Source organism: Peptoniphilus senegalensis JC140 (genome assembly GCF_000321025.1).
GTDB lineage: Bacteria > Bacillota > Clostridia > Tissierellales > Peptoniphilaceae > Peptoniphilus_A > Peptoniphilus_A senegalensis.
The window spans coordinates 54,173-80,349 of sequence record NZ_HE610717.1 but is presented as its reverse complement, the minus strand read 5'-3'; the positions used below and the strand labels follow the sequence as shown (position 1 = coordinate 80,349).

The window sequence follows — 26,177 nt, the reverse complement described above, 5'->3', positions numbered from 1 at the left end:
AATTCCTCCTAAATATTTTTTTTGACGAAAATTCTTGCGCCATTAATTCTAACTACTCTAACCTCTTCATCTTTTCCAATAAAACCAACATCTGAAATTACTTCCATTTTTTTGTCATCTAAAACTGCATAACCTGTTGGTCTAAGAGCTGTCTTAGTTGTAAGTACATCGCCAAGCTTTACTTCTTCACTTTTAACTCCAACATAACCCTTTTCCGTTGAACTTTCAGTAAATAATCTAAGCCTTTTTATTACTTCTGAATCAATTCCTCTTTTAAAAAGAATAATACCCAGAACTACTGAAATAACAAGAGCAATAGCAAGAGAAAATATGGCAAAGTAAATATCTCTCATAGATAATACAAGGGCAGCTGATATTGCAAGAATACCACTTATACCTGCTACACCAAAACCTGGTATCATAATCTCAAAGGCAAGTAACAATAAGCCAATGACAAATAACATTATTTCAAACCAATTGGTGTTGCCCATTACAATATTCCCCCAGAAGAAGAGTCCAAAGGCGACAAAGGAAATCACTCCACCTAGACCAAATCCTGGAGTCAAAATTTCTAGTACAGCACCAACTAATGCAATAATAAGTAAAATTGTAAAAACATAATCATTGGAAAAAACATTTTCTATTAAAGCACCCTTATCTCCTGCTGCAAATACAAAATTTGTAAAGCTTAAAAAGAATGCCAAGATATAAAAATATTTTTTTAAATTTTTCAATTTGACCTCCTCCATTACAATTTTAATACCCATAATTTTTTATCTATAATCCAAAAAAGTATTAAGATATTGTAAAGATTTTATATATTTATGGAATAGAAATAAATGCAATCTTAAGATTTTCCTTTATCTAGCTTACCCCTTATTCTATTCATATCTTCAGACTCAAAATCACATTTATTCAATAATTTTAAATAAAATTCTTTTATATCTTCATCTTCTAAAATCCATGAAACTTGGCCATTCTCATTTGCAATTTTAAAAAGTTTTTCTAATTGGTTTTTATTCCAATTATCATAAGAATTAAGATCTTCAATAATAAAATGCGTGTACCTAAAACTTCCACTCTTTGAAAGTTTTGAAATTAAATCATCCTTTATATGGTCTTCTTCGCTTCTATGATCTTCATTTTCAGCTTTTATGGCTTCATTATAATAATTAGAACGCGCTGATTCCAGTTTCTCATTGGCGGCAGTCCTATCTATTATGCTTTTTACTAATAAGTCCAACTCTTCATTTTCAGAATAATCAGCTGGAGCAAAATATTTAATCCTATTGTCACAAATCATCTTATAAACTTTTTCTTTATCTCTTGATTGAGGGTCATACACACCAATTGAATAACCACCATAGGAATTGACGAGTTTCATGCAAGGAATATCAGTATCGCTATCTCCAATATAAATTATATTTCTAAAGGGCACTCGCAATTCATCTGGTGGGAAAAAGTCATTTACACCTGGGTCATTAATATCTAGAATTCCTTTTTCAATTCTAAAAAGAAACTGAGTTTTATTAGTATAATTTACAACTTGTGCAGGCCATTTTGCTACACCTTCCTCATCAAAATAAAATGAGCTTGCATATATTTTTTCTAAAAATCCTTTTTTAGCAATTTCTGTTCCTTCAATCATTTCTTTAATTCCTGAAGAAATTATATAATGCTCAACTATAACTCCATGTTTTTCGCCATAATCACGAATTCGATTAAACCATTCTTTTACCCCTCGAAATAAAACCACGTCAGCTCCATATTTTTCTAAATTTTCTTTAGTTACTTTATTCTCGCCTTTAGCTTCTGTGACCATTAAATACATATAAGCAAGATTTTGATCCATATCATTGTCAGATGCCATGCCATTTGACTTAGTCCAAAATTCTTTAATATCATATTTTATAGATTGTATGAAACCTTGAGCTTGCATATCCTTAGGAGACAAAGTCTTGTCAAAATCATAGCAAATAGCTAAAACAGGGTTCTTTTCCTTACGTTTTCTATTGTATTCATTCTCACCCATATAATTCTCCTTCATAAAAATTTTTAATTTACTTAAATACTTTGAAAGATATCTTTAATAAAATGTTTTCTTGTAAGATTATTATACAATAACTTATTTAACTTTAATTAAAATTTTAACTTGTTTAAATTAAATATAAAAAAATCGCGCATTATTCAAATCACTAACATGAATTATAAGTGATTAAAATAACACACGATTGAATTTGGTGCTAAAGGTGGGACTTGAACCCACACGATCTTGCGACCGCCAGATTTTGAGTCTGGTGCGTCTGCCAATTCCGCCACTCTAGCAAAAAAAGAAGTGTCTATGACACTTCATAATATTGTGGGGTGGATAGTGGGAATCGAACCCACGATCTTCAGGACCACAATCTGACGCCTTAACCAACTAGGCCATACCCACCACGAACAATAAATACATATTAACAAATCATAAATATTTTGTCAATAAATTTTTACAAATTAGAAAGTTTATCTCGAAGATTTTTTAAAGCTTTAGCTCTATGACTAATTTCATTCTTTTCTTCATGAGTCATCTCAGCAAAAGTTTTTTCAAATCCATCTGGAATAAAAATGCTGTCATAGCCAAAGCCATTGTCTCCTCTTTCATCAAGAGAAATTTTTCCAGGGCAAACTCCTTCTATTGGGATAATATTTTTGTCCTCATCAATTAAAATAATTTGAGTTTTAAAATAAGCACTTCTGTCTTTTTTATCCTCTAAATTCTTTAAAAGTTTTTGGCGATTTTTTTTGTCATCGTGCTCGGAAGCATATCTCGCTGAATGAACACCTGGCTCGCCAGCAAGAGCATTTACAAATAGGCCTGTATCATCTGCCAATACAGCAAAGTCAACTCTATCAGCCATTGCCCTTGCCTTCTTTAGTGCATTATCATATAAAGCGTCTCCATCTTCAACTACTTCAAAGTCCATGCCATCTATATCTGACTTCCCGTAAATTTCTACATCAAGGTCTTCTAATATTTCTTTTATTTCCCTTAATTTATTTTTGTTGTCGGTAGATAAAACTATTTTTCTCATATATACTGCTCCACAATTTCAAAATATCTAAATATATCCTCTATACCTCTTTTGGCACCCTTTAAAAATTCATTTAACTCCTCTATGGAAAATGTGTCTCCTTCTCCAGTTCCCTGAATTTCTATAAGTTCAAATTTATCATTCATCACTACATTTAAGTCAACATCAGCATTGGAATCTTCTTTGAAGTCTAAGTCAACTAAATTTATTCCTCCAACTTTTCCCACGCTTATTGCTGCAAGCTTAGAAACTATTGGATCTTCTTCAAATATTCCACTTTCCAGAGCTTTTTTTACTGCAATTTTTAAAGCAATGTAAGAACCGGTAATAGAAGCTGTCCTAGTTCCACCATCAGCTGATATTACATCACAGTCAATCCAAATTGTTCTTTCTCCAATTTTATCTAAATCAATGCATGACCTAAGAGACCTTCCTATGAGTCTTGATATTTCACTGCTCCTGCCATCAAGCTTTCCTTTAGAAATATCCCTGATTTTTCTTGTTGGAGTTGACCCAGGAAGCATTGAATACTCACTTGAAAGCCAACCCTTATTCTTGCCTCTCAAAAATCCAGGAACTTTATTTTCTATCATTGCTGTGCAAATTACTTTTGTCTCTCCACATTCAATTAAGACCGAACCATCTGGATGTTCCAAATAGTTTGGTCTTATTCGAATTTCTCTTATTTCATCGTTTTGTCTATCTTCTCTCATAATTCCCTTTCTCATTTAATAACATAGCTATCCATATAGTCTTCTATTCCATTATAGATGCCCCTAGCTAATTTATCAATGTAATCAGGGTCTTTAATATTTTCTAAATCACTTTCATTTGACAAAAACCCTAGCTCAACAAGTGCTGAGACATTTTTTGTCTTATTTAAAACTATTATAGCTGGTCTATTTTTGATTCCACGATCAAGAGCTCCAGTTTCTTTTATCAAGGCTTTTTGCAGACAAGATGCAAAATGTTTTTGTACTGTATCTTTTATTGACACATTTTTTTCAGATGCATATAGAACTTCAATCCCTTTTGCACTTGAATTATCGGCACTATTGAAGTGAATTGACAAAAATAAATCTGCGTTACTATCATTTGAAATAGCTGCTCTATCTAATAACTTAATGTATTCATCTCTAGTCCTTGTAATAGTGGCATTAATTTCTGAATTATTATTTAATTTTTCCATTAAATTTTCTGCAACTAATAAATTCAAATCTTTTTCATAAGTATAGCCATCTAAAGCTATAGCTCCTGAATCTTTTCCTCCATGACCTGGGTCTATTACTATATTCAATTTGCCGTTTATTTCTATTTTATCTTTTATAACTCTATTTTCTTTGTCCTTTTCATCTAGTTCTGCTTGTTCAAAAATTTTGTCTTCATTTCCTTTTTTGATTTGATTTTTTATATTGTCAGTTTCACTTTTTTCAACATTTGATTGAAAATAATTGTTGTCAAAAATAGAACTTGACTTTGTTTTTGTTTTTTTAGAAGTATTTTCTTTAGATACAGTATTTTTATTTGAAGTTTTTTTATTTTTTGAATTAGTATTTGATTCTTTCTTAGTTTTATTATCTTCAAATATAGATTTTGCTGACACTGTACTAATTTCTGCTCTAACTTTGTCGTTGTTCCAATCCACATTATAACCAAACGTTTCAGAAATAAATCTTAGTGGAACCATTGTCTTTGTTTCTTTTCTTGGTTTATTATAAAGTGCAAGTTGTGGTGCTTGTGCCTTATCTAAAGCAATTTCTTTATCATTGACAGTTACATTTGGATTATCTATTTGCATATTAATTACATCGCCATTTAATGTAATCTTTATACTTTCATCTTTTCCATCCCACTTTACATCTGCACCAAGTTTTTCTGTAATTTCACGAATTGGCACAAAAGTCCTACCATCTTTTATATAGGGGAAGAATTCAGTTTTTAATGATTCTTCATTTATTAGTACACCTGCTTCTTTTACTTTAAAGTCTTTATTTCCTATAATTACATTAAAATTATTTGTAGCAAAAACTTGAGTAATTAACATTGCTACAAATAAAATTGTTATTTTAATAATTCTTTTCATTTAATTCACCTAGTTAAAGTTTATATGTGATCAACTTATTTGTCAATATTGTAACTAAATTGTAACAATTAAACTAATACTCTATAAAGCTCATCAGAACTTGGTTCAGAAAGAATTAATATTTGATCGTATGCAATTACTTCTGTATCTTTACCTTCAATAACTTCTCCAATGTCAGTTACCTTTATTCCAAATTTTTCTGTTTCTTCTTTAAAATCTTTAAATTTATCCTTATCAAAAATCATAAGCATACTTCCACTTGAAATAAGCTTCATAGGATCAATTTCATAAAATTTTGAAATTTTATTTGTTACATCAAGTAAGGGTATATTTTCATAATAAGCTCTCAGACCATGCCCAACAGCAACTCCTGTTTCCCAAAGAGCTCCATAAAGTCCTCCTTCCGTTATATCATGCATATACTTAACTCCATACTTTGATGCAAGTTTAGATTCCTTTAAGACAGAAATATTTTCAGAAAGTGCCTTTGCAAATTCTAATTCTTCATCATTTAAAACTTCACTTATATCATCTTTTTCCTGCGAAATAATACTGGTTCCTTCAATACCAACATATTTAGAAATGGCAATTACATCTCCAATTTTTATGGTACTTAAATCTGGAATGGATGCTTTATTAGCTCTTCCCAAAACAGTAGTTGAAATTAAAATTTTATTTACTGCATCAGTGACTTCTGTATGCCCACCAATAATATCAACATTTAATTTTTTTGCAGTAGCATTTGCATCTTCAATTATTTCTTTTAATTCTTCTATAGTGGCACTTGGCGGAATTAAAACTGTCATTAGAACACCAACTGGATCTGCACATTGGCAACTTACATCATTCACAGAAACATTTATTGCAAGTGATCCAATATTTTTTGTTGCACCAGTAATAGGGTCTGTTGAAGTTACAATTAAATCTCCACAAAAATCCAAAACTGCACAGTCAAGTCCAACCCCACCTCTTATAACTACTTCATCTCTATTTGAACTCAAACTATTGAAAATATATTTTTCTAATAGCTCTGTTTTTAATTTTCCTATTTCCAAAATTAACACCTCATAAAAAATTTTACAATTATTTTATTTGCATTTCAAATTTATAAAATCCATTTTCCATATAAAAATTTTTGCTCAAAATATATAAATCCTTGAAAGCTCTGTCAAAATAATCTTCGTCCTTTACGATTCCCTTAACTGTCATTCTGCCATTGTCAAAATAATAATTTGTTATGATTAAATTTTTGTCTTCCCTTTTTTGAATTTCAGAAATTTTATCTATAAAAATTTTATTTCTCTCTTGAAATTTGTCGCTTGATACATCAATTTCTGATGCTTCTTCAGTTTTTATTTCTTTGTTACTTTCTAACTTTTTATCATTTTCCTTCCTTAAATTTAAAAAGTATAAGACATTAAAAATTATTATTGCTGCCATAGCTATTGGCAAAATAAAATTAATTGGATTTTTATTTTTTCTATTCTTTTTCTCTTTATTTTCTCTTTTTATAGAAATTTTATTGTAAATATCACTTTCTAACAAACTGTATTTTAAATTGCTGTAGGAATTTAGAGTATCCTTAATAATTTTTGAATCACAAATATTCCCAAATAAATTGACCTCTTCATCCTTAGCAAATTTTTCCATTTCACTGATGTGACTTGCAAAATAATTTTTATATCTAAATAAAAAGTCCTTACCAGTTTTTAATTCTTCAGGGTCGTAGCATAAATTTATTATATTTGAAGCATTTTGTTCCTCCAAATTATTGTCTTCAATTAATTTCTCAAAATTTTTATCATAAATTTTTTCGTAGGAATTCAGCAAATTATTCTTAACAAAAATATACTTTAAATATGTTGCAGCAATTTCTATGTATTTCCCATCTTTTTTTATAGCTTGCGGCTCTGGAATTATTTCAAAATTTTCTATTTCTAATTTTTCCAAAACTTCTCTTAATTTCCCAATTAATTCTCTTGGAACTAAATCAATTGAAAGGTTTAAAATTTTATTTTCTTTTATAAAATCATAAAAAATCTCATAGTTTGACAAATCAAAATCTCCATAATCTTCAAGCTCTAGAGCGAGAAAATCTTTTATCTCAGATTCATCTATTTCTGGAATTTTATAATTTATGTGAATAAAAGAAGAAGAGTCAAATATTAAAATTAGACTATCTTTCTTATCAAATTCAACTTTCTCCAAAATTTTGCTGAACTTGTAGTAAAAATGATGATAATCTAAAATTTTTCCATCTCTATAAATTCTATAGGGCAAAGAAATAATATCAATCTCTTCTTTATTATTTTTATTAACTTTTATAAATCCGTCACTTAGTATTAATTTAGTAGTATTTTTTTGAAACATAATTCACCTGCATATTAAGAAAATAATTATGGCACTGCTTATAAAGGGCCCAAAGGCAATTGAATCTTTAAAATTCTTTTTCCTTAATAAAATTAAAATTACAGAAAATATTGCTGCAATTACAAAGGCATCTCTAAATAAAATAAAGGCATCCAATAAATTATCTGCAAAATTTCCCATAACAAAGGAATAAAAGACATCTCCTAATCCCATCATTCCTGTGAACTTGTAGAGCAAATAAAATATTATAAAAAATCCCAAAGAAAATCTTAGAGAGATAAAAATATTTTCTCCTTCGGCTAATTTTAATAAGATTGCAAAAATTAAAATTATAAAAATGTCGATATTATAAATAAAGCCAGTCTTGTAATCTATCATCCCTATAAAAGTCGCCACTGTAATTATTGCAATTATCAAAAAAGTCGCAAGAGACAAGTCAAATTTAAAAAATATTAAAACAGAGAGAATTGAAATAAAAATTTCTGTAATAAATTTCTCTGTTTCAATCCTTTCTCCACAAAATTTGCATCTCCCTCTCAATAAAATATATGAAAAAACTGGAATCACTTCATAAAATTTTAATTTTCTATTGCACTTATCACAATGGCTCCTTTCAAATATAAATTTTTCATCTTTTTCTCTTCTGCTTACAAAAACATCATAAAATGATGCAAAAGAGCCACCCATAATAAAAATCATCAAGGCTATAAAAATTTTGTAAAAATTATTTTCCATTATCTAAATCTAAAGATTTCCCATTTACTTTTAACATTCCTGGTTCTACAGTAACATCGCCATCATCAGTCGCTTTAACTGTAAAAGTTGTTGCTCCCTTATAATGTTTTGCAGGCTTAGGTATTTTTCCTCCTTCAAGGTATGGTTTTAAAGCTTCAAGAGAAATTCCATCTTTTGCATCAGGATTGTCAATTAAATATAAAATCCCTGCACTCTTTAATACTTTCACATTGGAATTATGAGCTGCTGCCTCAGCTGCCAAATTAGTTGTGCTGTACTTCATAGCTGCAATTGAAATTAAAATTGCAATAATAGCTATTACAATTACTAACTCAATAAGTGTAAAACCCTTTTGTCTTCTTTTAAATTTCATAAAAAACCTCCTAAAATTGATTAACCATATCGAAAACTGGAAGTGCAATTGATAGCACTATAAATCCAATTATTACCGCCATAATAATTATTAAAATTGGACCAAGAACTCCCAAAAACTTCTTGTTGTAATTACTTAATTCTTCATCATAAAATCCAGACATTATTGCAAAAATTTCCTTTAAATTAGAAGATTCTTCCCCAACATGAATCATTGACAATAACATTTTGGGAAACACATTTACTTTACTTGTGCTCTTGTAAAAGGACTCTCCTGCCTTTATATCTCTTAAAATTTCTAAAAATTTTCTTTTTAAAAGGACATTATCTTCCATTGTAGAAACTATCTCTAGACTTTTATCCACTGTTAGACCTGCTCCAAGGAGCAAATCCATATTAAAGGTAAATTTCAAACTCTTTGTCATCTTATAATATTTTGATTTTAAAATTAGTTTGTGTAAAGTTTTTGGATTTTTCCTATGATAGAAAAATGCAATCGCTATCACAATTATAATAGTTAAAATTATGTAAATATAATTTTTATAAATGAAGTTAGAAAAATTTAAAAGCACTCTAGTTGGCAGTGGCAACAAGTTATCATTGGCACTAAAAATTTCTCCAAAGCTTGGGATTATATTTATAATCAAAAAATTAATTACAAAAATAGAAGTAATAAGTAAAATTATTGGATAAGCTAAGGCTTCAATAATTTTTGAATTTGTCTCTCTCTTTTTTATGTAATAGTTTGACAAGGAAGCAAAAATCTTTCCAAGGCTAGATGTATTTTCTCCAACATAAACCATATTTATCACAAGATTTGGAAAACACTTTGTATCTTCCATTGACTCGGATAGAGTAATGCCACTCCTCAAATTGTCTCTCACTTGGCTTAATATTTTACCCTTATCCTTAGAAAATTCCGAACTCAAAATTCCAAAGGCATTTTCTATACTTATGCCAGAATTTATTAGTAAAGAAAGTTCTCTAAATAAAATATATAAATCTTCATTTTTCAATTTTCTGTGAAAATCAAAGGAATTAGTGGACTCAATATTTTCTTCAATTTTTATTGGTCTAAGTCCCTCTATTTTTAATTTATCCTTTGCATCTTTAATGCTTATTGCTTCAACATTGCCCTTTACTTTTTCGCTTCCTCTAAAAGCTTTGTATTTGTAAATCATAATTCACCAACAGTATGCACGTTTTTGTAATACTCTTCAAAGGTCGTCTCGCCCTTTTCTATTAAATTTAAAATTTCGCTAGATAGGGTCTTCATTCCTCTTTCTATTGCAAAGTTTTTTATATTTTTGACGCTCTCTCTTCTGCTTATCATGTCGCGAATTTCACTATCCACTATCATTATTTCAAATACTGCAACTCTTCCACTATAACCACCGTTGCACTTATCACATCCCCTTGCCTTATAGATAAAGTCACTAGCTATAAGTGGATTTGTATTTTTAATCTTTTCTCTACAATGAGGACATAATTTTCTAATAAGCCTTTGAGAAATAACACCAATTAAACCAGCCGATATTAAATATGGCTCTATACCCATATCAATTAACCTTCCAATTGATGCAGGAGAACTTTCTGTATGTAACGTTGATAAAACTAAGTGGCCTGTGATAGACGATGAAATGGCAATATGAGCAGTGTCTTCATTTCTAATTTCCCCAATCATAATTTTATCTGGGTCCATTCTTAAGATTGCCTTTAAGCCCTTTTCAAAAGTAAGACCCGTATTTGGATTTACTTCAATTTGATTTATCCCATCCATTTTATATTCAATTGGGTCTTCAATTGTCATTATATTTATATCGTCTTTTTGTATTTTTCTAAGAACTGTATAAAGAGTAGAAGTCTTGCCCGAAGAAGTTGGCCCACAACAGAGAATAAGTCCAGAAGGTTGGCTAATCAAATTCATAACTTTATCATAATTATCTCCAACAAGACCTATTCCCTCAGGCGTATAAGAAATTCTTTGTATGTCTAAAATTCTTAGGACAATTTTTTCTCCACTACCAGTTGGTGTAGTTGCAACTCTTATGTCGATTTTATCTCCCTTGAAATTAAAACTAAATCTTCCATCTTGAGGAAGTCTCTTTTCAGAAATATCTAACTCAGATAAAATTTTTATTCTCGTCACAAGATGGGGATAAATTTTTTTAGGAAGCTCTATTAATTTATGTAGAGCTCCATCAATCCTTATTCTCACAATTATATTTTCAAAACGAGGTTCTATGTGTATATCGCTTGCGTTTTTTTCTATGCTCTCTCTAAGTATATAATTTAGCAATCGAATAGCTGGTGAATCTTCTTTTTCCTCAACTTCAGCAACCAACACATCTTCATAATTTGATTCAATATCATCTAAGAGAATATCTTTTTTATCATCCTTATAAATTTTATCTAGCTCACTTAAAATTTTTTCTTTGGAAGCTTCTTCTAAGACTACATTTTTCTGTAATCTCTCTTCAAGATTATATTTTAAAATATCATCAATATGTAAAGAGTAGAAGACAATTCTGTCGCCTTCTTCTCTTGCAGGAGCTATAAAATTCTTTCGGCAATAATTTTCGCCAAATATATCTCTAATTTCAAAGAAAAATCTATCCACAGTTTATCTCCTGTAATCACATTTATCATTGCTACATTTTATAATTTTTTTGCCTCTAGAATTCATCTCTGTAAGAATGCTTTTACATTTTGGACATTTCTCATCAATAGGTTTGTTCCAAGAAACAAATTCACACTTAGGATAAGAGTCGCATCCATAAAAAATTCTGCCCTTTTTACTTCTCTTTACGACAATTTCTCCTTTACCGCATTCTGGGCATTTTACTCCAACTTTTTCTACAAGTGGCTTTGTATTTCTGCATTCTGGAAAACCTGGACAAGCTAAAAACTTTCCATATCTTCCCATTTTTATAACCATATTTCTGCCACATTTGTCACAAATTACATCAGTGACAGGATCTTCTATTTTGACTTTTTCAATATTTTCGTAAGCTTTATCTAAATCTTTTTTGAGATCCCCATAAAAAGCTCTTACAAGGTCTTTCCATTCTTTTTTTCCTGCAGCAATTTCATCTAATTCAAATTCCATTTGTGCTGTGAACTTTTTGTCCACCAAGTTGTCAAAATTTTCTACTAAAATTTCATTTACAGTTTGTCCCAATTCAGTTGGTACAAATTTTTTCTCTTCAAGAACAACATAATATCTACTTTGAAGCGTTGAAATAGTAGGTGCATAAGTGGAAGGCCTGCCAACTCCTAAGGCTTCAAGTTCTTTTATTAGAGAAGCTTCATTGTATCTTGGAGGTGGATTTGTAAAATGTTGCTCTTTATTAATCTCTTTAAGCTTTAAAATTTGTCCTTCTTCTAGTGGTGGGAGTTCTGTGTTTTTTTCATTTGAATAATCATAAACTTTTAAAAAGCCATCGAAGGATAATATTGAACCTGAAACTCTAAAAAGTTCATTGTTTGATAAAATATCTGAAGAAATCGTGTCATAAACTGCATCAGACATTAGTGATGCAACAAATCTATTCCATATAAGTGAATATAATTTAAACTGCTCCTTTGAAAGGGAATCCTTTATTGAATAAGGAGTTTTTGTCACATCAGTTGGTCTAATACATTCGTGAGCATCTTGAACATTTTCACTTTTCTTCTTGCTGGCTGCCCTCTTTTTGCCTAAATATTCTTTGCCATAACTCTTTTCTATAAAATTAAGGCAAGCATTCTTAGCCTCATCAGAAACTCTAATTGAGTCAGTTCTCATATAAGTTATAAGACCAACAGAGCCCTCTTTTGGAAGTTTGACACCTTCATAAAGGCTTTGTGCAACCATCATAGTTTTCTTTGTAGAGAAATTTATTCTCCTAGAACTTTCCTGTTGCATAGTTGATGTTGTAAAAGGATTTGGAGATTTTCTACTTCTCTTTCCTTTTTTGACAGAATCCACAAGAAATTTATCTTTGTCAATATTTTTTAAAACCTTATCTGCATCTTTTTCAGTTTTTAACTCAACTTTTTTTGTCTTGCCCTTTTCTTTTATTCCATAATAATCTGCAAGAAGTTTTCTTCTTCCTGCCCTTAAATCAGCTGCAATAGTCCAGTATTCTTCAGGGATAAAATTATTAATTTCATCTTCTCTATCACAAATTAATTTTAAAACAGCAGATTGAACCCTACCTGCAGAAAGTCCAGCTTTTACCTTTTTCCAAAGTAGTGGAGAAATTTTATATCCAGCAAGTCTATCTAATTCACGTCTGGCTTGTTGAGCATCCACAAGGTCCATATCAATTGCCCTTGGATTTTTTATTTCCCTTTTTACAGTGTCCTTTGTTATTTCATTAAAAGTTACTCTATTTTTATCTTCTGGGTCTATTCCCAAAATATATGAAAGGTGCCAAGAAATTGCTTCTCCCTCTCTATCGGGGTCGGTAGCAAGAATTATTCTGTCGGCTTTTTTTGCCTCAGATTTAATCTCTTTAATAAGAGGTCCCTTGCCATAAATATTCATATATTGTGGTTCAAAATCTTTTTCTATATCAATACCAAGCTTTGATTTTGGTAAATCCCTAACATGTCCAACAGAAGCAATTACTTTGTAATTTGTTCCCAGCATCTTTTTTATAGTTTTCGCCTTTGTCGGCGACTCCACAATTACAAGATTTTTTGCCAAAGTATCATCTCCTTCTTCCTAAAATTTATTTTATAATTTGAAATTCATTCATTGAAATTCTCTCAATAATTCCCTTTAACTCCAATTTTGTCAAAATCTTATTTATATAAAATACCTCATTCTTTAAATTATTGCAAATATCATTCGTATTATTTATTCCCTTTTCAATTAAATTGTAGACAGAAAGTTCCTCTGCATTCATTTTGGTTTCCTCGTCTGAAACTTCATTTTTTCTAAGATCTGGATAAAAATCTAAAATGTCTTTGACTTCTACGAGAGGAATTGCACCATCTCTAATTAATTTGTTAGTACCAAGAGAATAAATTGAAGTTATATTTCCTGGCACTGCAAAGACTTCCCTTCCCTGCTCTGCAGCAAGCCTTGCAGTTATAAGACTGCCGCTTTTATCCTTTGCTTCTACCACAACAACAGTTTTTGAAAGTCCAGAAATAATTCTATTCCTCATTGGAAAAGTGAATTTATTTGCCCCAGTACCAAGTCTAAACTCACTAATTATGGCGCCCTTTTCTGCAATTTCTTCATAAAGTGCTTTGTTTGACTTTGGATAAACAACATCAATACCCGTTCCCAAAACAGCAATTGTATTCATATTATTTTTTAGTGCTCTTTTATGCGAAAGATAGTCAATACCATAAGCCATTCCACTTACAATTGTAAAGTCATAAGGGCCAATGTCATCAATTATTTTATTTACAGCCATAGTTCCATAACTTGAGTGATTTCTTGCTCCAACAAAGGCTATGGGATTATAAATATTTAAGTTGCCTTTGACATATAAAAGAGAAGGTGGGTCAGCAATATATCTTAGAGATTCTGGAAAGTTTTCATCTAAAATTGTAATAACTTTTACACCCAAAGAATTGATTTTTTCATTAATATCTTCAATTACTAATTCAAAATCTCTCGCTTTCTCCATTAATCTATCATAGCTTCTCTTCGATAAAATTTTTTCTTCAATATAATCAACTTTATCAAAGTCTTCAAGGGCAATATTTTTATCCAAAAGATAATTTAAAATTTTAAGAGAATTTTCACTGGAAAAATTTATTCCATTTAAAAAAATTAATAAGTCTCTTTCCTTCATTGTAATAGCTCCTAGTTTCCCCAAAACTTTTTATCCATAGTTCTGTATTGAATACTTTCCAAAATATGGTCTTCTTTAATATTTTCACATCCGTCCATGTCTGCAATTGTCCTTGCAATTTTTAAAATTTTATTGTAAGTTCTTGCACTCATGCCATATTTTCTAAAGGCAAGCTCCAAAATTTTTTCACAATTGGAATCAAGGGCACAATACTTCTTTAATTTTTTCTCAGGAATTTCTGAATTATATTTAAAAATCTCTTCCTTATATCTATCCTTTTGAATTTCCCTAACGAGTTTAACCCTCTCTCTAATTACTTCAGAACTTTCGCCTGCCCTCTTAGATGAAATCTCCTTGTAATTAACTTCAGGCACTTCCAAATGAATGTCAATTCTATCTAAAAGTGGATGAGAAATTCTTGAAAGATACCTTTGAATTTCATAAGGCGAGCAATTGCACTCATGAGTTTTTGAATTATGATAGCCACATGGACAAGGATTTAATGCTACAACTAACTGAAAATCAGCAGGATACCTCACACTTGCATTGGCACGAGAAATTATTATATCCTTTGATTCCATTGGTTGGCGCAAAACTTCTAAAACTGATTTTGAAAACTCTGGAAGTTCATCTAAAAACAAGACTCCCTTATTTGCAAGTGAAATTTCTCCTGGTTTTGGTATTTGTCCTCCACCTATAAGAGACACTGCTGATGCTGTATGGTGGGGTGCTCTAAAAGGCGGCTTTGTTATAAGTGCGTTATCGTCCAAAAGTCCCGATATAGAATAGATTTTGGTAACTTCAATTGCTTCTTCAAAGTCAAGCTCTGGCAAGATTGTCGGAAACCTCTTTGCCGCCATAGTCTTTCCAGAACCAGGAGACCCCAAAATTAAAATATTTGACTTGGCGCAGGCAGAAATTTCTAGTGCTCTCTTTAAATTTTCTTGCCCCTTTATATCAGAAAAATCCATATCATAAGAAACCTTTTCCTTGGTAAAAGATCCCATACATCTTTCTATTTGAATTTCTCCTCTTATAAAAGAAATTACTTCTTCCAAAGTTTTTACTGGATATATTTCTACATCACTAACTATGGCACATTCCTTGCGATTTTCATAAGGCACAATAAATTTTCTATAGCCTTTTTCACGCATAGATATAACCATAGGTAGAGCCCCTTGAATTTTATTAACTTTGCCGTCAAGGGCAAGTTCTCCCATATATGTATAAGGACTGTAATCCAGCTCCAAACTCTCGTCACAACTCAAAAGACTCACTGCAATGGCAAGGTCAAGTTGTGTGCCATCTTTTCTCAAATTAGCAGGAGCTAAGTTTATGGTAATTCTCTTTTTTGGAAAGTCGAAGCCAGAATTTTTTATTGCAGATTTCACTCTTTCAGTCGATTCTTTTACTGCAGTGTCTGCAAGCCCAACAAGTATAATTTTTGGCATTCCATTTGATAGGTCAACTTCAACATCTACTGGATAGCCATTAAGTCCAGCTAAGGTGCAAGTTTTTGTGCAAGAGTACATAATTCCTCCTAATCTATTTTAAAATCTTATGGTATTATTCTTAATTATATTATAAGAATTTTAATCCCTTTAATCAATCGTTTGCAAAATAAAAAGCCAGACTTTATTATCTGGCTTAAATTAATTTATTAAATTACAAAGTTTCCTTTTTTAAAAATTTGAACTTCTTCTCCATTTTCTTTCAGACCAATTATTTCTGTAGTGGCATCGCCTACCATAAAGTCAACATGAGTTAGTGAATCATTCATCCCTCTAGCTTTTAATTCTTCAGTGGAAAGTTTTTCTCCACCTTCAATGCAAGATGGATAAGATTTACCTAAGGCAAAGTGGCATGATGCGTTCTCATCATAAAGTGTGTTATAAAATAAAACTTTTCTCATTGAAATTGGAGTGTTGTGGGACACAAGGGCAACTTCCCCAAGTCTCTTTGAGCCTTCATCAGTTTCAATAATATTTTTTAAATATTCTCTTCCACTTTTTGCATCGTAGTCAATTACTTCCCCATCTTTGAAAACTAAATAGAAATCTTCAATTAAATTTCCATTGTAATTAAGTGGCATAGTTGAGTAAACTTTTCCATTTACTCCGTCAAGTCTTGGTGCAGAAAAAACTTCTTCGCTTGGCATGTTGGCAATAAATTCTTCGCCGTCGCTGTTTACATCCCCTGCTCCTGCAAAGATATATCCCTTTGGAAGACAAACTTCTAGATCAGTTCCCTTTTCTGACTTATATAATAATTTTTCAAATTTATTTTCATTTAAGAATTTACTGTATCTATTTAAGTTGTTTACATGATCTTCTAAAGCTTTTTCTGGGTCATCTTCAAAAAGTCTAACTGAGTTGAAAATTTCGTACCACAATTTTCTCACAGCTTCATCTTCACTTAATTCTGGAAAAACTTTCCTCGCCCATGAAGGAATACTTGCTCCAACTACAATCCAAGAAACATAATTTGCCATCATCTTAGCAGAAAAATCCTTTAGTGCTTTTGATGTTGCAAGATTTGCCTTAAATAATTTTTCAGAGTCAATACCCTTAAAAGCATCAGGATCAGAGCCTGTCACAGAAAGATACTTTGCCTTCTTTTCCATGTAGTAATTTTCTTTATCAACCTTGTGTTTTGGCACATCAGTTAAAACTTCCACACTTTCATTTTCATACTTTAGCCTAGAAATTTCTTGGTCTCTATAATCTATCACAACTTCAGATGCACCAAGCCCGTAGGCTTTTTTTGTAGAAATAATAGCAAAATCTCTTGCTTCTATTGGACATCTAACAACAAGTTTGTCCCCTTTTTTTATTTTTAGACCAACTTTTAAAATTAGCTCCGCATATTTTTCTATATAATCATCAACAACAAAATTTTTGTAATCCATTTTATCATCCTTTCAAATTATTTCTAATATTAAAAATAATATACAACAAAAAATTTTTATTTGCAAAAAATACTATTGGAGCAAATGTCCAATAGTATTCTAAAATTATTTATTGTATTTTTTTGTCAAGAAGTCCTTTGCAACTTGTGGGAATAGTGCATAAGTTAAAACATCTTCTTCAGTCCTTGCAAGGTCTCCTATTTCAGATTTATATTTATCTAATGCTGGCTCAAGATGATTTGCAGGTCTATCTGTAATTACTTCAGCGTCGCCTATAATTGATTTTCTAAAAGCTTCATCAACTTCAACTGGAGTTTTACCATAAAGACCCTTTAAATAATCTTTTATTTCATTTGGCACCATCTTGTATCTATTCCCAGTCATTACATTAAATGATGCTTGAGTTCCAACCATTTGGCTCATTGGGGTAACAAGTGGCGGGTAGCCCATATCTTTTCTAACATTTGGAACTTCAGCAAGAACTTTATCAAATAAATGCTCTTGTTTTGCAGCAGAAAGCTGTGAGTTTAAGTTTGAAAGCATTCCTCCTGGTACTTGATAGATAAGTCCCTTTGGGTCAACTGTAAGCATTTTTACTCTCAAAGTTCCGTCATTCAAATATTTATTTTTTACTTCTTGAAAGTAAGGTGCAAGTTCATTTAATATATCAAGATTCAAATCAACTTTATAGCCAGCTTCCTTTAAAATTATTGCAAGAGTTTCAGTTGGAGGTTGACTTGTTCCGCCAGAAAATGGAGATAGGGCTGTGTCTAAAATATCTGCACCTTCTTCAACCCCTTTTAAATAAGTCATTGAACCGCAACCAGTAGTTTCATGTGTGTGAAGTTCTAGTGGAATGTCAATTGCTTTTTTAAGAGACTTAACTAATTCTCTTGAAACAGGAGGTGTTAGAATGCCAGCCATATCCTTTATAGCAATTGAATCTGCTCCCATATCCTGAACTTTTTTTGCAAGATCAGTGAAGTACTCTATTGTGTGAACTTCTGATGTTGTGTAACAAATTGCAACTTGAGCTTCTGCTCCAGCCTTCTTTGTAGCTTTAAGTGAAGTTTCTATGTTTCTTAAATCATTTAGTGCGTCAAAAATCCTTATTATGTCAACTCCATTTTTTACAGAAAGTTCAACAAACTTTTCAACTACATCATCTGGATAATTTTTATAGCCTAAAAGGTTTTGACCTCTCAAAAGCATTTGAGTCTTTGTATTTTTAAGGTGTGATTTAATATTTCTAATTCTTTCCCAAGGATCTTCATCTAAATATCTAATGCAAGAATCGAAAGTTGCACCGCCCCAACATTCAAGAGCTTTATATCCAACTTTGTCAAGCTTATCAAGGGCAGGTTCCATATCTTTATAAGTCATTCGTGTTGCCATAAGCGATTGATGGGCGTCACGAAGAATTGTATCAACAAATTCTATTTTTTTCATAAATCCTCCTATATAATTAATCGAAAGATATTTCTTTATTTATGTTTTAAGTATAACATAATTATTTTAAAATTTTTCATCAAAGCATGGCATTATTGACAAAAAATTCTTGTAATACCATAAAACTTTCCTTATTTTAATTTTTCCCTTTACAAAGAGCTTCCTTTCTAGTATAATGCTATCGGCTTATAAATTATCGCGGCGAAAATTTATAGGAGTTTGATAAAAATGGCAAAAATGATGGATCCAAAGTTCAAGCAATCAAGAAGACTTGGACTAAATGTATGCGGTCACCCAAAGGCAATGAAAAGAGCCACAAAAGGTACTGCAAGAAGCGACAAGAAACTTACTGAATATGGTAAGCAACTTTTAGAAAAACAAAGACTTAGAGCATACTATGGTGTACTTGAAAGACAATTTGTTAATCTATTCAAAGAAGCTCAAAGAACTCAAGGCCAAACTGGTCCTACTTTAGTAACATTCCTAGAAAGAAGACTTGATAGTTTATGTTACAGAATTGGCTTTGCATCTTCAATTAGACAAGCAAGACAAATGGTTACTCACGGTCACTTAACAGTTAATGGTAAGAAAGTTAATATTCCTTCTTACAGATGTGAAGCTGGCGATGTAATTGCATTATCTGCTAAAGGAAAAAAAGTTGATTTATTTAAAGAAAACTACAACACTAATATTGTTGTAAACTTCCCTTACATTTCTAAGGCTGAAGACTTTAAAGCAACTTTAGTAACTCTTCCAAATAGAGAAGATGTTCCAATAGAAATTGAAGACCAATTAATCGTTGAATTCTATTCAAAGAACATGTAATGAAAGAGAAAAAGACCCTCGGAAGGGTCTTTTTTCTTGCCTATTTTTATAATTAAACATTAAAAAATCGCTTGGCATCATCATTACCAGGCGATTCTTTTTTTCTACAAATTATTTTATAAACTGACTGAAAAATATTATAACAATTACTATTGGCGAAATGTACTTTATACTTACATTCATCCAAGTTCTTACAAAAGGACTTTTTATATTAGCCGCTTCCAATAAGTTATCCATCTTCCATGCTCTTGCAGAGAAAAGTGCAATCAATAGGCAACCAATTACTAAAATGTAATTACTTTCTACATTGTCAATAAAAGCAAAAGCTGGCTCATAGAAAACAGAAAGTGCAGCTATTCCTAAAATTATTATACTTGCAAGAATAAGAGCCTTTATTCTTTCTAGTTTAAATCTTTCCATAAATTGTCCTACAATTGCTTCTAACACACCAACTGATGATGTAAAAGCTGCAATGTAAAATCCAAAGTAAAATAAAACTGAAAGAATTCTACCAAAAGGAACTACGTTAAAGGCAAGTGGAAGAGTTAAGAATGTAAGTCCAACTCCTTCTCCTGGTGTAAGTCCTGTTGCAAATACTATTGGAAGAATCATAAGACCAGATAAAATTCCTGCAAATACAAGTGCAAGACAAATTACTGATGAATCTTTAAAGATATTTTCATCCTTTTCTTTAATATAAGAGCCAAATACCATGGAGCCAAGCATTGCAAGTCCAAGAGCAAAGAAAGCTTGACCTAGGCAAGTTATAACAGAGCTCATAGAAAATTTTGAAAAATCTGGTTTAAATAAAAATGTAAGTCCATCCTTAGCACCTGGAAGTCTGAGTCCAAAAATAATTATAACAATCATGATTACAAATAAAATTGGAATTAAAATTTTTGAAACTCTTTCTATTCCCTTTTGTACTCCCAAAATTATTACTGCATCGTTTAGTAAAAAATTAATTAAAAAGAATAAGAATACCATTGGTTTGTTGGCATTAAAAGTATCAAAGTAACTTTGTATTCCTTCGCTTGTAAGTCCAACAAAATCTCCAGCGACAGCTCCAGCAATGTATTTTATTATCCAAGCATAGATAACTGAAGTGTACCCTACTATAATAAGTGCTGCAAAAGTGTGTAGGTAGCCTGCTAAATACCATTTTGTGTTAGGTTTAAGTGTCTTATAGGCATCTATTGCCGCATTTCCCGTTGCATAACCAATAGTGACCTCACAAGTCATTAGTGGAATTCCTATTACTAAAATTATTAAAATGTATAAAAATATAAAAATTGCTCCACCGTTTTCGCCAACTACGTAAGGAAATCTCCATAGTGTTCCTATACCAAGGGCAAGGCCAATGGCAACCATAATAAATCCAAGGATTGATGAAAATCCTTCATTTTGTTTTGACATACGCTCCTCCTCTATTTTTGTATAATAAAGATAGTATCACAAAATTTATTTTTTTTAAATAGATAAAAGCGTTAAAGTGTCCCTGCTTACTAAATTTTTATAAAAAGCTTTAATAAAATTTATTTTTCACTTATAAATGGTATAATTTCATTAGGTGATATTATGAAAAAAGATATTGAATATGTAAAACTTGTTACTTCAACTAATAAACTTCTCTTTGATGAAATTTGTGCTTTCTTGGAAGACAATTCTATCCCATATTTTGTAAAAGACGAGGGCGACTACATGAGACTAATCTCTGGATTTTCACTTTACGAAAAGGGTATTTATGTGTCTGAAAATGATTTTGAGAAGGCAAATGAACTTTTGGTATATTTTATGAATGACAATGATGATACCGACGACTTGATTTTTGATTAATTTAAGAAAAAGAAAAGGCTGATACAAAAAATAATTTGTACCAGCTTTTTTAAGCTTATATAAATAATTCAAGCAGTTTTTCATTTACAGCATTGGGTGAAAAATTTATAATTTCATATTTAATGTAATTTTCTAAATAGAGAGGGTCATTGTCGCAAAAATCTTTAACTTCATCTCCTCTATAAATACCAATTCCTCCTCCCCCTTCTTTTGGACCTGATAAAATTAAACTTCCAAGAGAAGTCTCATTTTCATAATAATTTAAGTGCTCGTCTAAAATCCTTTTAAATTTATCATCGAAGGTCGCATCTTCTTTTAAATTTCCAATTATCAAATAATAATTCATTATCAACTCTCCAAAAATTCCAAAATATCTTTAAACACTTTATCCTTATCATCTTCTCTAAAAATTTCATGTTTCATCTCTTCATAAAGCTTAGATTTTATATTTTTATATCCAACTTTATTTAGAGCTTCAATTGAATTATTAAATCCACTTTCTCCACCAATTACCACGTCATCTTTGCCAGCAACAAATAAAATATCAAGCTTTGAATTTTTACATTTGAATTTTTTCAAATTATTTAATTCCTTTACACCTTCAAAAACAGAAAGATATCCACGATTTGTAAAAACCTTTGGCATCAGTGGATCTCTTTTTGCATCATCAATATTTTTTTCACTGTAACTTAACCAGTCCCAATTTATTTTGTCTCCAGTGTATAATTTTTTAAGGATATAAACTGTTCTCTCTTCTCCAAAATAAAAATTTATAAAATTTGCAATAAATATGGCTAAAGAAACTTCTGGAATATAATTTGGTGGCCCAGATAAAACTAATTTTTCAATTAAATTATCTGCCCGCTCAAGATAAATTCTACTAAAAACTGTGCCAAGAGAATGCCCCACTAAATAAATTTTTTTATCTGGAAACTTTTCTTTAATCGCCTTAGTTATTGCAATATTGTCATCAACAACTTTTTCAACTCCATCAATATAACCAAAAGTGTAATTTCCACCAAGAGAAGTACCATGTCCTCTGTTGTCCGAGATAAAAACGCTGTAATTATTTTCATTTAAAAATTTGATTAAGTGAAAGTATCTTTCCTTGTGCTCCAAGGCACCGTGAATTATTTGCACAATTGCTTTTGGATTTTCTACAGGGAAAAATGCAGCATCAAGAATAAAATCATCATAAGACTTTACCTTAACCTTTTTACAATTTTGCAAAGCGTAAAAATCTTTCACATTTCCATAATTTTCATCTCTCAAATTCTCTGAAAAATCTTCAAAAATCAAGTCACACTTTAAATCTATATTTTCATTTTGAAGAAGATTATTTGATTTTCGGTAATAAATTTGTGGAATTAAGAGAACCACAATAATAAGTAAAATAATAAAATATATCATAATTCACCTCTTTTTAATTATAACAAAAAGAAGAACCAGTGGTCCTTCTCTTTTAGCACTTATTTAACATAAATTGTAACCGTTTTAGACTCATTGTCCCATTCAATATCATTTTCTTCGCCATCACTTGTATTTCCATTTTTAAGTCCAAATACATTACCAACACTTACAAGAGATACAAAAATTCTATCTTTAATGTTATAAGGTTTTGATTCCATTTCAATAACTTCTCCACTGGAAAGAATAATCTTATTGTTATCAATTTGAATTGAAGCAGTTAATCCATCTTTAGTAAAAGATGCTGTCCTCGTTTTCTCATTCCAAAGAACTTCTGCACCAAGAACTTCTGCAACATTTCTAAGTGGAAGCATTGTCCTTTCATTTTTAATTACAGGACTTATTTCCATCTTAACTTTTCTTGAAACTCCATCCTCTATTATTTCATATTCAACTTCATTTATACGAAATACATAAGAAGTTTTTTTATTAGATTTCTTTTCTTCAATAACTTTTCTCGGAGCTATGGCATTGACTGGATAAGTTTTTGTTTTGTGGTCTCTAATTACTAACCCTTCAAAATAATTTGGATCATAAAAATCATCTTCATGTTTATCTCCCTTATTATCTTGCCCTTCTCCCTTATCTTTATCTTCCTCTTGTGTCTCCACTAGATATTTATATACATTCAAAAAATTTTGCGAATTATCTTCATAAATAAGTGTAACATTTCCCTTTTCATCAATTTTTATATCTCGAGCTTTAGGATTTAATATTTTAAATTGTTCTAAAATATTTTCAATTTCTAAATTGCTTAGATTATTTTTATCTCTAGCTTTTAAATTTCTAGGTACTACAATAGGATTCTTTTCAGCATCTTTTTTCTCTGGAAGAATTTCTTTAACCTTCACTTTAATTGTCACATCAAGTTTTGAACTATCCTTAAATGTAATTGTTAGTTTTGCAGTTTTATCCCCCACTTCACTTGTATCTGCATTTTCTTTTATTAAAATATCTCTAATATCTTGAGGAAGATTTGTTATTAGGCTTTTTAACTTTTCTATTGTAATTTCTTCATTTTTATTTACTTCAAGAGGTTTTGTCTCTGGCACAAAAGTTTCTGCTTGTGATTTTAAAACCTTTACTGGAACTATAACTATTCTTGAAGAGCCATCTTTAAAGGTTACTTTAACTTTTCCTTCATAGTTTCCAGCTTTTGTTGTGTCAATTTCTTTTTCACTTACATCAATTACTCTTGCACCTTCTGGCAAGTTTTTAATATTGTCTGTCAAATTAATCTTGCCCTTATATGCCACTTCTTCTGCTTCAATATCTTCTGCATTAATCTCTGGTATTGGAGTAATTTTACCTGCGTCAATAATTTCTTTAACTTTTATATTAATTGTAACATCGAGTTTTGAGCTATCCTTAAATGTAATTGTAAGTTTTGCAGTTCTATCCCCCACTTCACTTGTATCGGCATTTTCTTTTATTAAAATATCTGTAATATCTTGAGGAAGATTTGTTATTGCACTTTTTAATTTTTCTATTGTAACTTCTTCATTTTTATTTACTTCAAGAGGTTTTGTCTCTGGCACAAAAGTTTCTGCTTGTGATTTTCCTACAATAATTTTTACTAAAACTTTTGAAGTCGAGTCATCGGGATATTTTACTTCAACTTTAATTTCAAATTCGCCTGAAGTTTTCCCATCTGGCAAAACTTGTCCATCTATTATAGCTTTTGTCGGTTGTAATGTTAAATCACTTGGATAAGTTGTAGTAACGCTGTTTAATATTTCAGTATCACTTATTGAAGCTCCATAATTTTTATTTATATTTTTAGAACCTACCTCATACTTTTCATTATCTTTTTCAACTTTTGCAGTAAAGGTCATGTCCATTGTAATAGGAATATCTTTAATATTATCAACTTTTTTATCATCTAAATACCAATAAGCTTTCTTTGAATTGTCCACTGCCAATGGCGTTGGCAACAAATTTCCTATTATTTTTAAAGTAGAACCCTCAAAAATTGCATAAATTTTATTATACTTAGACTTTTCATATTTTACACCAGATTCCTTATTTAAGGTTACAGCATAAACTCCTTCTGGCAAAACCTCCCCTGTCAATTTCTTATCCCTAATTTCTTCCCCATTTTTTAGAAATTTAGCGTAATAAGTTCTATAATCCATCATATTTTCAGTGAGTAATTCATGATTATTCTCTATTTGTCTTCCAGGATTACCTTCAATACACCAATACCAAAACATACAATTATTATTTGCTATTGTAATTGGTTTTAAAAGTCCAAGACTTCTTTCTGTAGCATCTTTTTTTACAAAAAAACGGATCTCGCTTGAATAATTCTCTTGTTTCATAAAATATTCTTTTTGAAATTCGCTAATCTCAAATTTACCTTTTCCTCTATCATTCTCAAATATAACAAATCTACCTTTTCTATAATCTGTATCTGCAAGAATAGGATATTTATGAGAATCATACATTTGTAAACCATCAACATTGCCTCTAAATATGTATGGGCGCACTTGGAATTTAGATTTAAAAATAATTGCTTGCTCCATACTATAATAATTTTTATATCCATGCTTGGATCTAACAGAACCTATATTTTCTAAAGGAAAAAATTTTTCATTATATGGGTTAATCACTTTCTTATCTTCAAATGTCCACCCTAAAAATTCATGCTCTTCTCTTACTTTCTCATCAGTCTCATCATTTGCTGCTCTTAATTTATAAAATACCTTTTTGCCATTTTCCTCATAATTTAAAATCTCTTTCCAACTGGCAGTTTTTAAGGCGTAAAAAGCTTTAGCTTTAACAGTTTTTTCTTCTCGAATAGGATATTCTTTGATTACTTCTTCTCCTAATTCAATTTTCTTACCCTCTTCATTTACAATACTTCCAAAGTTCGCGTGTCCATCTCTAAAATGAGTTTCTGGTACAAAAAGTATTTTTACATACTTATCCTTTACACTATCTGCTGGCATAGTTTCAGTAACAAGGGCTAGCTCCTCATTATTAGCTGATTCTTCAAGAGCATTTCTTATTATAGACCCCTCTGCAAAAACTGGACAAAATATTTCACAAAAAATAACAAATGCCAATAAAATAGAAAACATTTTCCTCTTCATTATATCCTCCTCATTAAAAATATTAAGCGAAAATAATTCTTTTACAAATTTATTATAGCAAACTTAACTTATTACTTCCATGACTTCTCTTCAATTTTATTATAAGTTAGGAAAACTTTTTCTGTAGTAAATCATAACCACCGGCTAAGCCGGTGGTTTGTTTTG

The 26,177-nt window shown here is 30.6% G+C and carries 22 protein-coding genes and 2 tRNA genes; 2 read left to right on the top strand and 22 right to left on the bottom strand.

From position 1 onward, the window contains the following. Positions 1 to 8 precede the first annotated feature (8 nt). The 18 genes from PTSHG_RS00570 to PTSHG_RS00485 all read right to left on the bottom strand — a co-directional run bounded on the left by PTSHG_RS00570 (position 9) and on the right by PTSHG_RS00485 (position 18,789). Entirely contained in the window at positions 9 to 734 is a 726-nt protein-coding gene (locus tag PTSHG_RS00570; protein ID WP_019106981.1) for an NfeD family protein, read from the bottom strand. A gap of 113 nt (positions 735 to 847) precedes the next feature. Continuing rightward, complete coding sequence (locus tag PTSHG_RS00565; RefSeq protein WP_019106980.1) at positions 848 to 2,032, bottom strand: HAD family hydrolase; 1,185 nt, start codon at positions 2,030 to 2,032, stop codon at positions 848 to 850. A gap of 206 nt (positions 2,033 to 2,238) precedes the next feature. After that, positions 2,239 to 2,325 (bottom strand) — tRNA-Leu (locus PTSHG_RS00560). Between the two features lie 35 nt (positions 2,326 to 2,360). Then, positions 2,361 to 2,437: transfer RNA gene (locus tag PTSHG_RS00555), tRNA-His, on the bottom strand. 52 nt (positions 2,438 to 2,489) lie between these two features. After that, positions 2,490 to 3,074, bottom strand: a complete 585-nt coding sequence (gene rdgB, locus PTSHG_RS00550; protein ID WP_019106979.1) for an RdgB/HAM1 family non-canonical purine NTP pyrophosphatase — start codon at positions 3,072 to 3,074, stop codon at positions 2,490 to 2,492. Then, a complete protein-coding gene (rph, locus tag PTSHG_RS00545) occupies positions 3,071 to 3,787 on the bottom strand; it encodes a ribonuclease PH (protein ID WP_026088808.1) in 717 nt (238 codons plus the stop codon). The genes rdgB and rph overlap by 4 nt, the downstream gene beginning before the upstream one ends. An 11-nt stretch (positions 3,788 to 3,798) precedes the next feature. Beyond that, on the bottom strand, positions 3,799 to 5,157 hold the full coding sequence (locus PTSHG_RS00540; RefSeq protein ID WP_019106977.1) for an N-acetylmuramoyl-L-alanine amidase: 1,359 nt from the start codon (positions 5,155 to 5,157) through the stop codon (positions 3,799 to 3,801). Between the two features lie 68 nt (positions 5,158 to 5,225). Further along, positions 5,226 to 6,221 (bottom strand): AIR synthase family protein, encoded by a 996-nt coding sequence (locus tag PTSHG_RS00535; RefSeq protein ID WP_238318681.1) that lies wholly within the window; start codon positions 6,219 to 6,221, stop codon positions 5,226 to 5,228. Between the two features lie 19 nt (positions 6,222 to 6,240). After that, positions 6,241 to 7,527, bottom strand: a complete 1,287-nt coding sequence (locus PTSHG_RS00530; RefSeq protein ID WP_019106975.1) for a hypothetical protein — start codon at positions 7,525 to 7,527, stop codon at positions 6,241 to 6,243. 3 nt (positions 7,528 to 7,530) lie between these two features. After that, on the bottom strand, positions 7,531 to 8,262 hold the full coding sequence (locus PTSHG_RS00525; RefSeq protein WP_019106974.1) for a prepilin peptidase: 732 nt from the start codon (positions 8,260 to 8,262) through the stop codon (positions 7,531 to 7,533). Then, positions 8,252 to 8,635: a prepilin-type N-terminal cleavage/methylation domain-containing protein gene (locus PTSHG_RS00520; RefSeq protein WP_019106973.1), complete on the bottom strand. Its 384-nt coding sequence runs from the start codon at positions 8,633 to 8,635 to the stop codon at positions 8,252 to 8,254. Before PTSHG_RS00520 ends, PTSHG_RS00525 begins: the two co-directional genes overlap by 11 nt. A gap of 10 nt (positions 8,636 to 8,645) precedes the next feature. Beyond that, on the bottom strand, positions 8,646 to 9,815 hold the full coding sequence (locus tag PTSHG_RS00515; protein WP_019106972.1) for a type II secretion system F family protein: 1,170 nt from the start codon (positions 9,813 to 9,815) through the stop codon (positions 8,646 to 8,648). Then, positions 9,812 to 11,254 carry a GspE/PulE family protein gene (locus tag PTSHG_RS00510; RefSeq protein ID WP_019106971.1) on the bottom strand — a complete coding sequence of 481 codons (1,443 nt, stop codon included), beginning with the start codon at positions 11,252 to 11,254 and terminating at the stop codon, positions 9,812 to 9,814. Before PTSHG_RS00510 ends, PTSHG_RS00515 begins: the two co-directional genes overlap by 4 nt. Before the next feature lie 3 nt (positions 11,255 to 11,257). Next, the gene (gene topA / locus PTSHG_RS00505; RefSeq protein WP_019106970.1) at positions 11,258 to 13,327 is read right to left on the bottom strand and encodes a type I DNA topoisomerase; all 2,070 of its coding nucleotides are present in this window, start codon (positions 13,325 to 13,327) and stop codon (positions 11,258 to 11,260) included. 25 nt (positions 13,328 to 13,352) lie between these two features. Further along, complete coding sequence (gene dprA, locus PTSHG_RS00500; RefSeq protein WP_019106969.1) at positions 13,353 to 14,432, bottom strand: DNA-processing protein DprA; 1,080 nt, start codon at positions 14,430 to 14,432, stop codon at positions 13,353 to 13,355. Between the two features lie 11 nt (positions 14,433 to 14,443). Further along, positions 14,444 to 15,964 (bottom strand): YifB family Mg chelatase-like AAA ATPase, encoded by a 1,521-nt coding sequence (locus PTSHG_RS00495; protein WP_019106968.1) that lies wholly within the window; start codon positions 15,962 to 15,964, stop codon positions 14,444 to 14,446. Between the two features lie 128 nt (positions 15,965 to 16,092). Next, positions 16,093 to 17,340 (bottom strand): aminopeptidase, encoded by a 1,248-nt coding sequence (locus tag PTSHG_RS00490; RefSeq protein WP_019106967.1) that lies wholly within the window; start codon positions 17,338 to 17,340, stop codon positions 16,093 to 16,095. Between the two features lie 105 nt (positions 17,341 to 17,445). Then, positions 17,446 to 18,789, bottom strand: a complete 1,344-nt coding sequence (locus PTSHG_RS00485) for an oxaloacetate decarboxylase subunit alpha (RefSeq protein WP_019106966.1) — start codon at positions 18,787 to 18,789, stop codon at positions 17,446 to 17,448. 228 nt (positions 18,790 to 19,017) lie between these two features. Between PTSHG_RS00485 and rpsD the strand changes: the two genes are divergently transcribed. Continuing rightward, positions 19,018 to 19,614, top strand: a complete 597-nt coding sequence (rpsD, locus tag PTSHG_RS00480) for a 30S ribosomal protein S4 (RefSeq protein WP_019106965.1) — start codon at positions 19,018 to 19,020, stop codon at positions 19,612 to 19,614. 111 nt (positions 19,615 to 19,725) lie between these two features. On the opposite strand, the gene PTSHG_RS00475 is transcribed toward rpsD, so the two are convergent. Continuing rightward, positions 19,726 to 21,030, bottom strand: a complete 1,305-nt coding sequence (locus PTSHG_RS00475) for a sodium-dependent transporter (RefSeq protein WP_019106964.1) — start codon at positions 21,028 to 21,030, stop codon at positions 19,726 to 19,728. Positions 21,031 to 21,192: 162 nt separating this feature from the next. Between PTSHG_RS00475 and PTSHG_RS00470 the strand changes: the two genes are divergently transcribed. After that, the gene (locus PTSHG_RS00470) at positions 21,193 to 21,450 is read left to right on the top strand and encodes a putative signal transducing protein (RefSeq protein WP_019106963.1); all 258 of its coding nucleotides are present in this window, start codon (positions 21,193 to 21,195) and stop codon (positions 21,448 to 21,450) included. A 55-nt stretch (positions 21,451 to 21,505) separates the two neighbouring features. Here PTSHG_RS00470 and PTSHG_RS00465 read toward each other — a convergent pair whose 3' ends face one another. From PTSHG_RS00465 to PTSHG_RS09475, 3 genes are read right to left on the bottom strand one after another with little or no spacing between them, the layout of a single operon-like run. After that, positions 21,506 to 21,796, bottom strand: coding sequence for a hypothetical protein (locus tag PTSHG_RS00465; protein ID WP_019106962.1), 291 nt, complete (start codon positions 21,794 to 21,796; stop codon positions 21,506 to 21,508). 2 nt (positions 21,797 to 21,798) lie between these two features. Further along, positions 21,799 to 22,860, bottom strand: coding sequence for an alpha/beta fold hydrolase (locus PTSHG_RS00460; protein ID WP_019106961.1), 1,062 nt, complete (start codon positions 22,858 to 22,860; stop codon positions 21,799 to 21,801). A gap of 59 nt (positions 22,861 to 22,919) precedes the next feature. Further along, positions 22,920 to 26,012, bottom strand: coding sequence for a Rib/alpha-like domain-containing protein (locus tag PTSHG_RS09475; protein WP_019106960.1), 3,093 nt, complete (start codon positions 26,010 to 26,012; stop codon positions 22,920 to 22,922). Between the last annotated feature and the right edge of the window lie 165 nt (positions 26,013 to 26,177).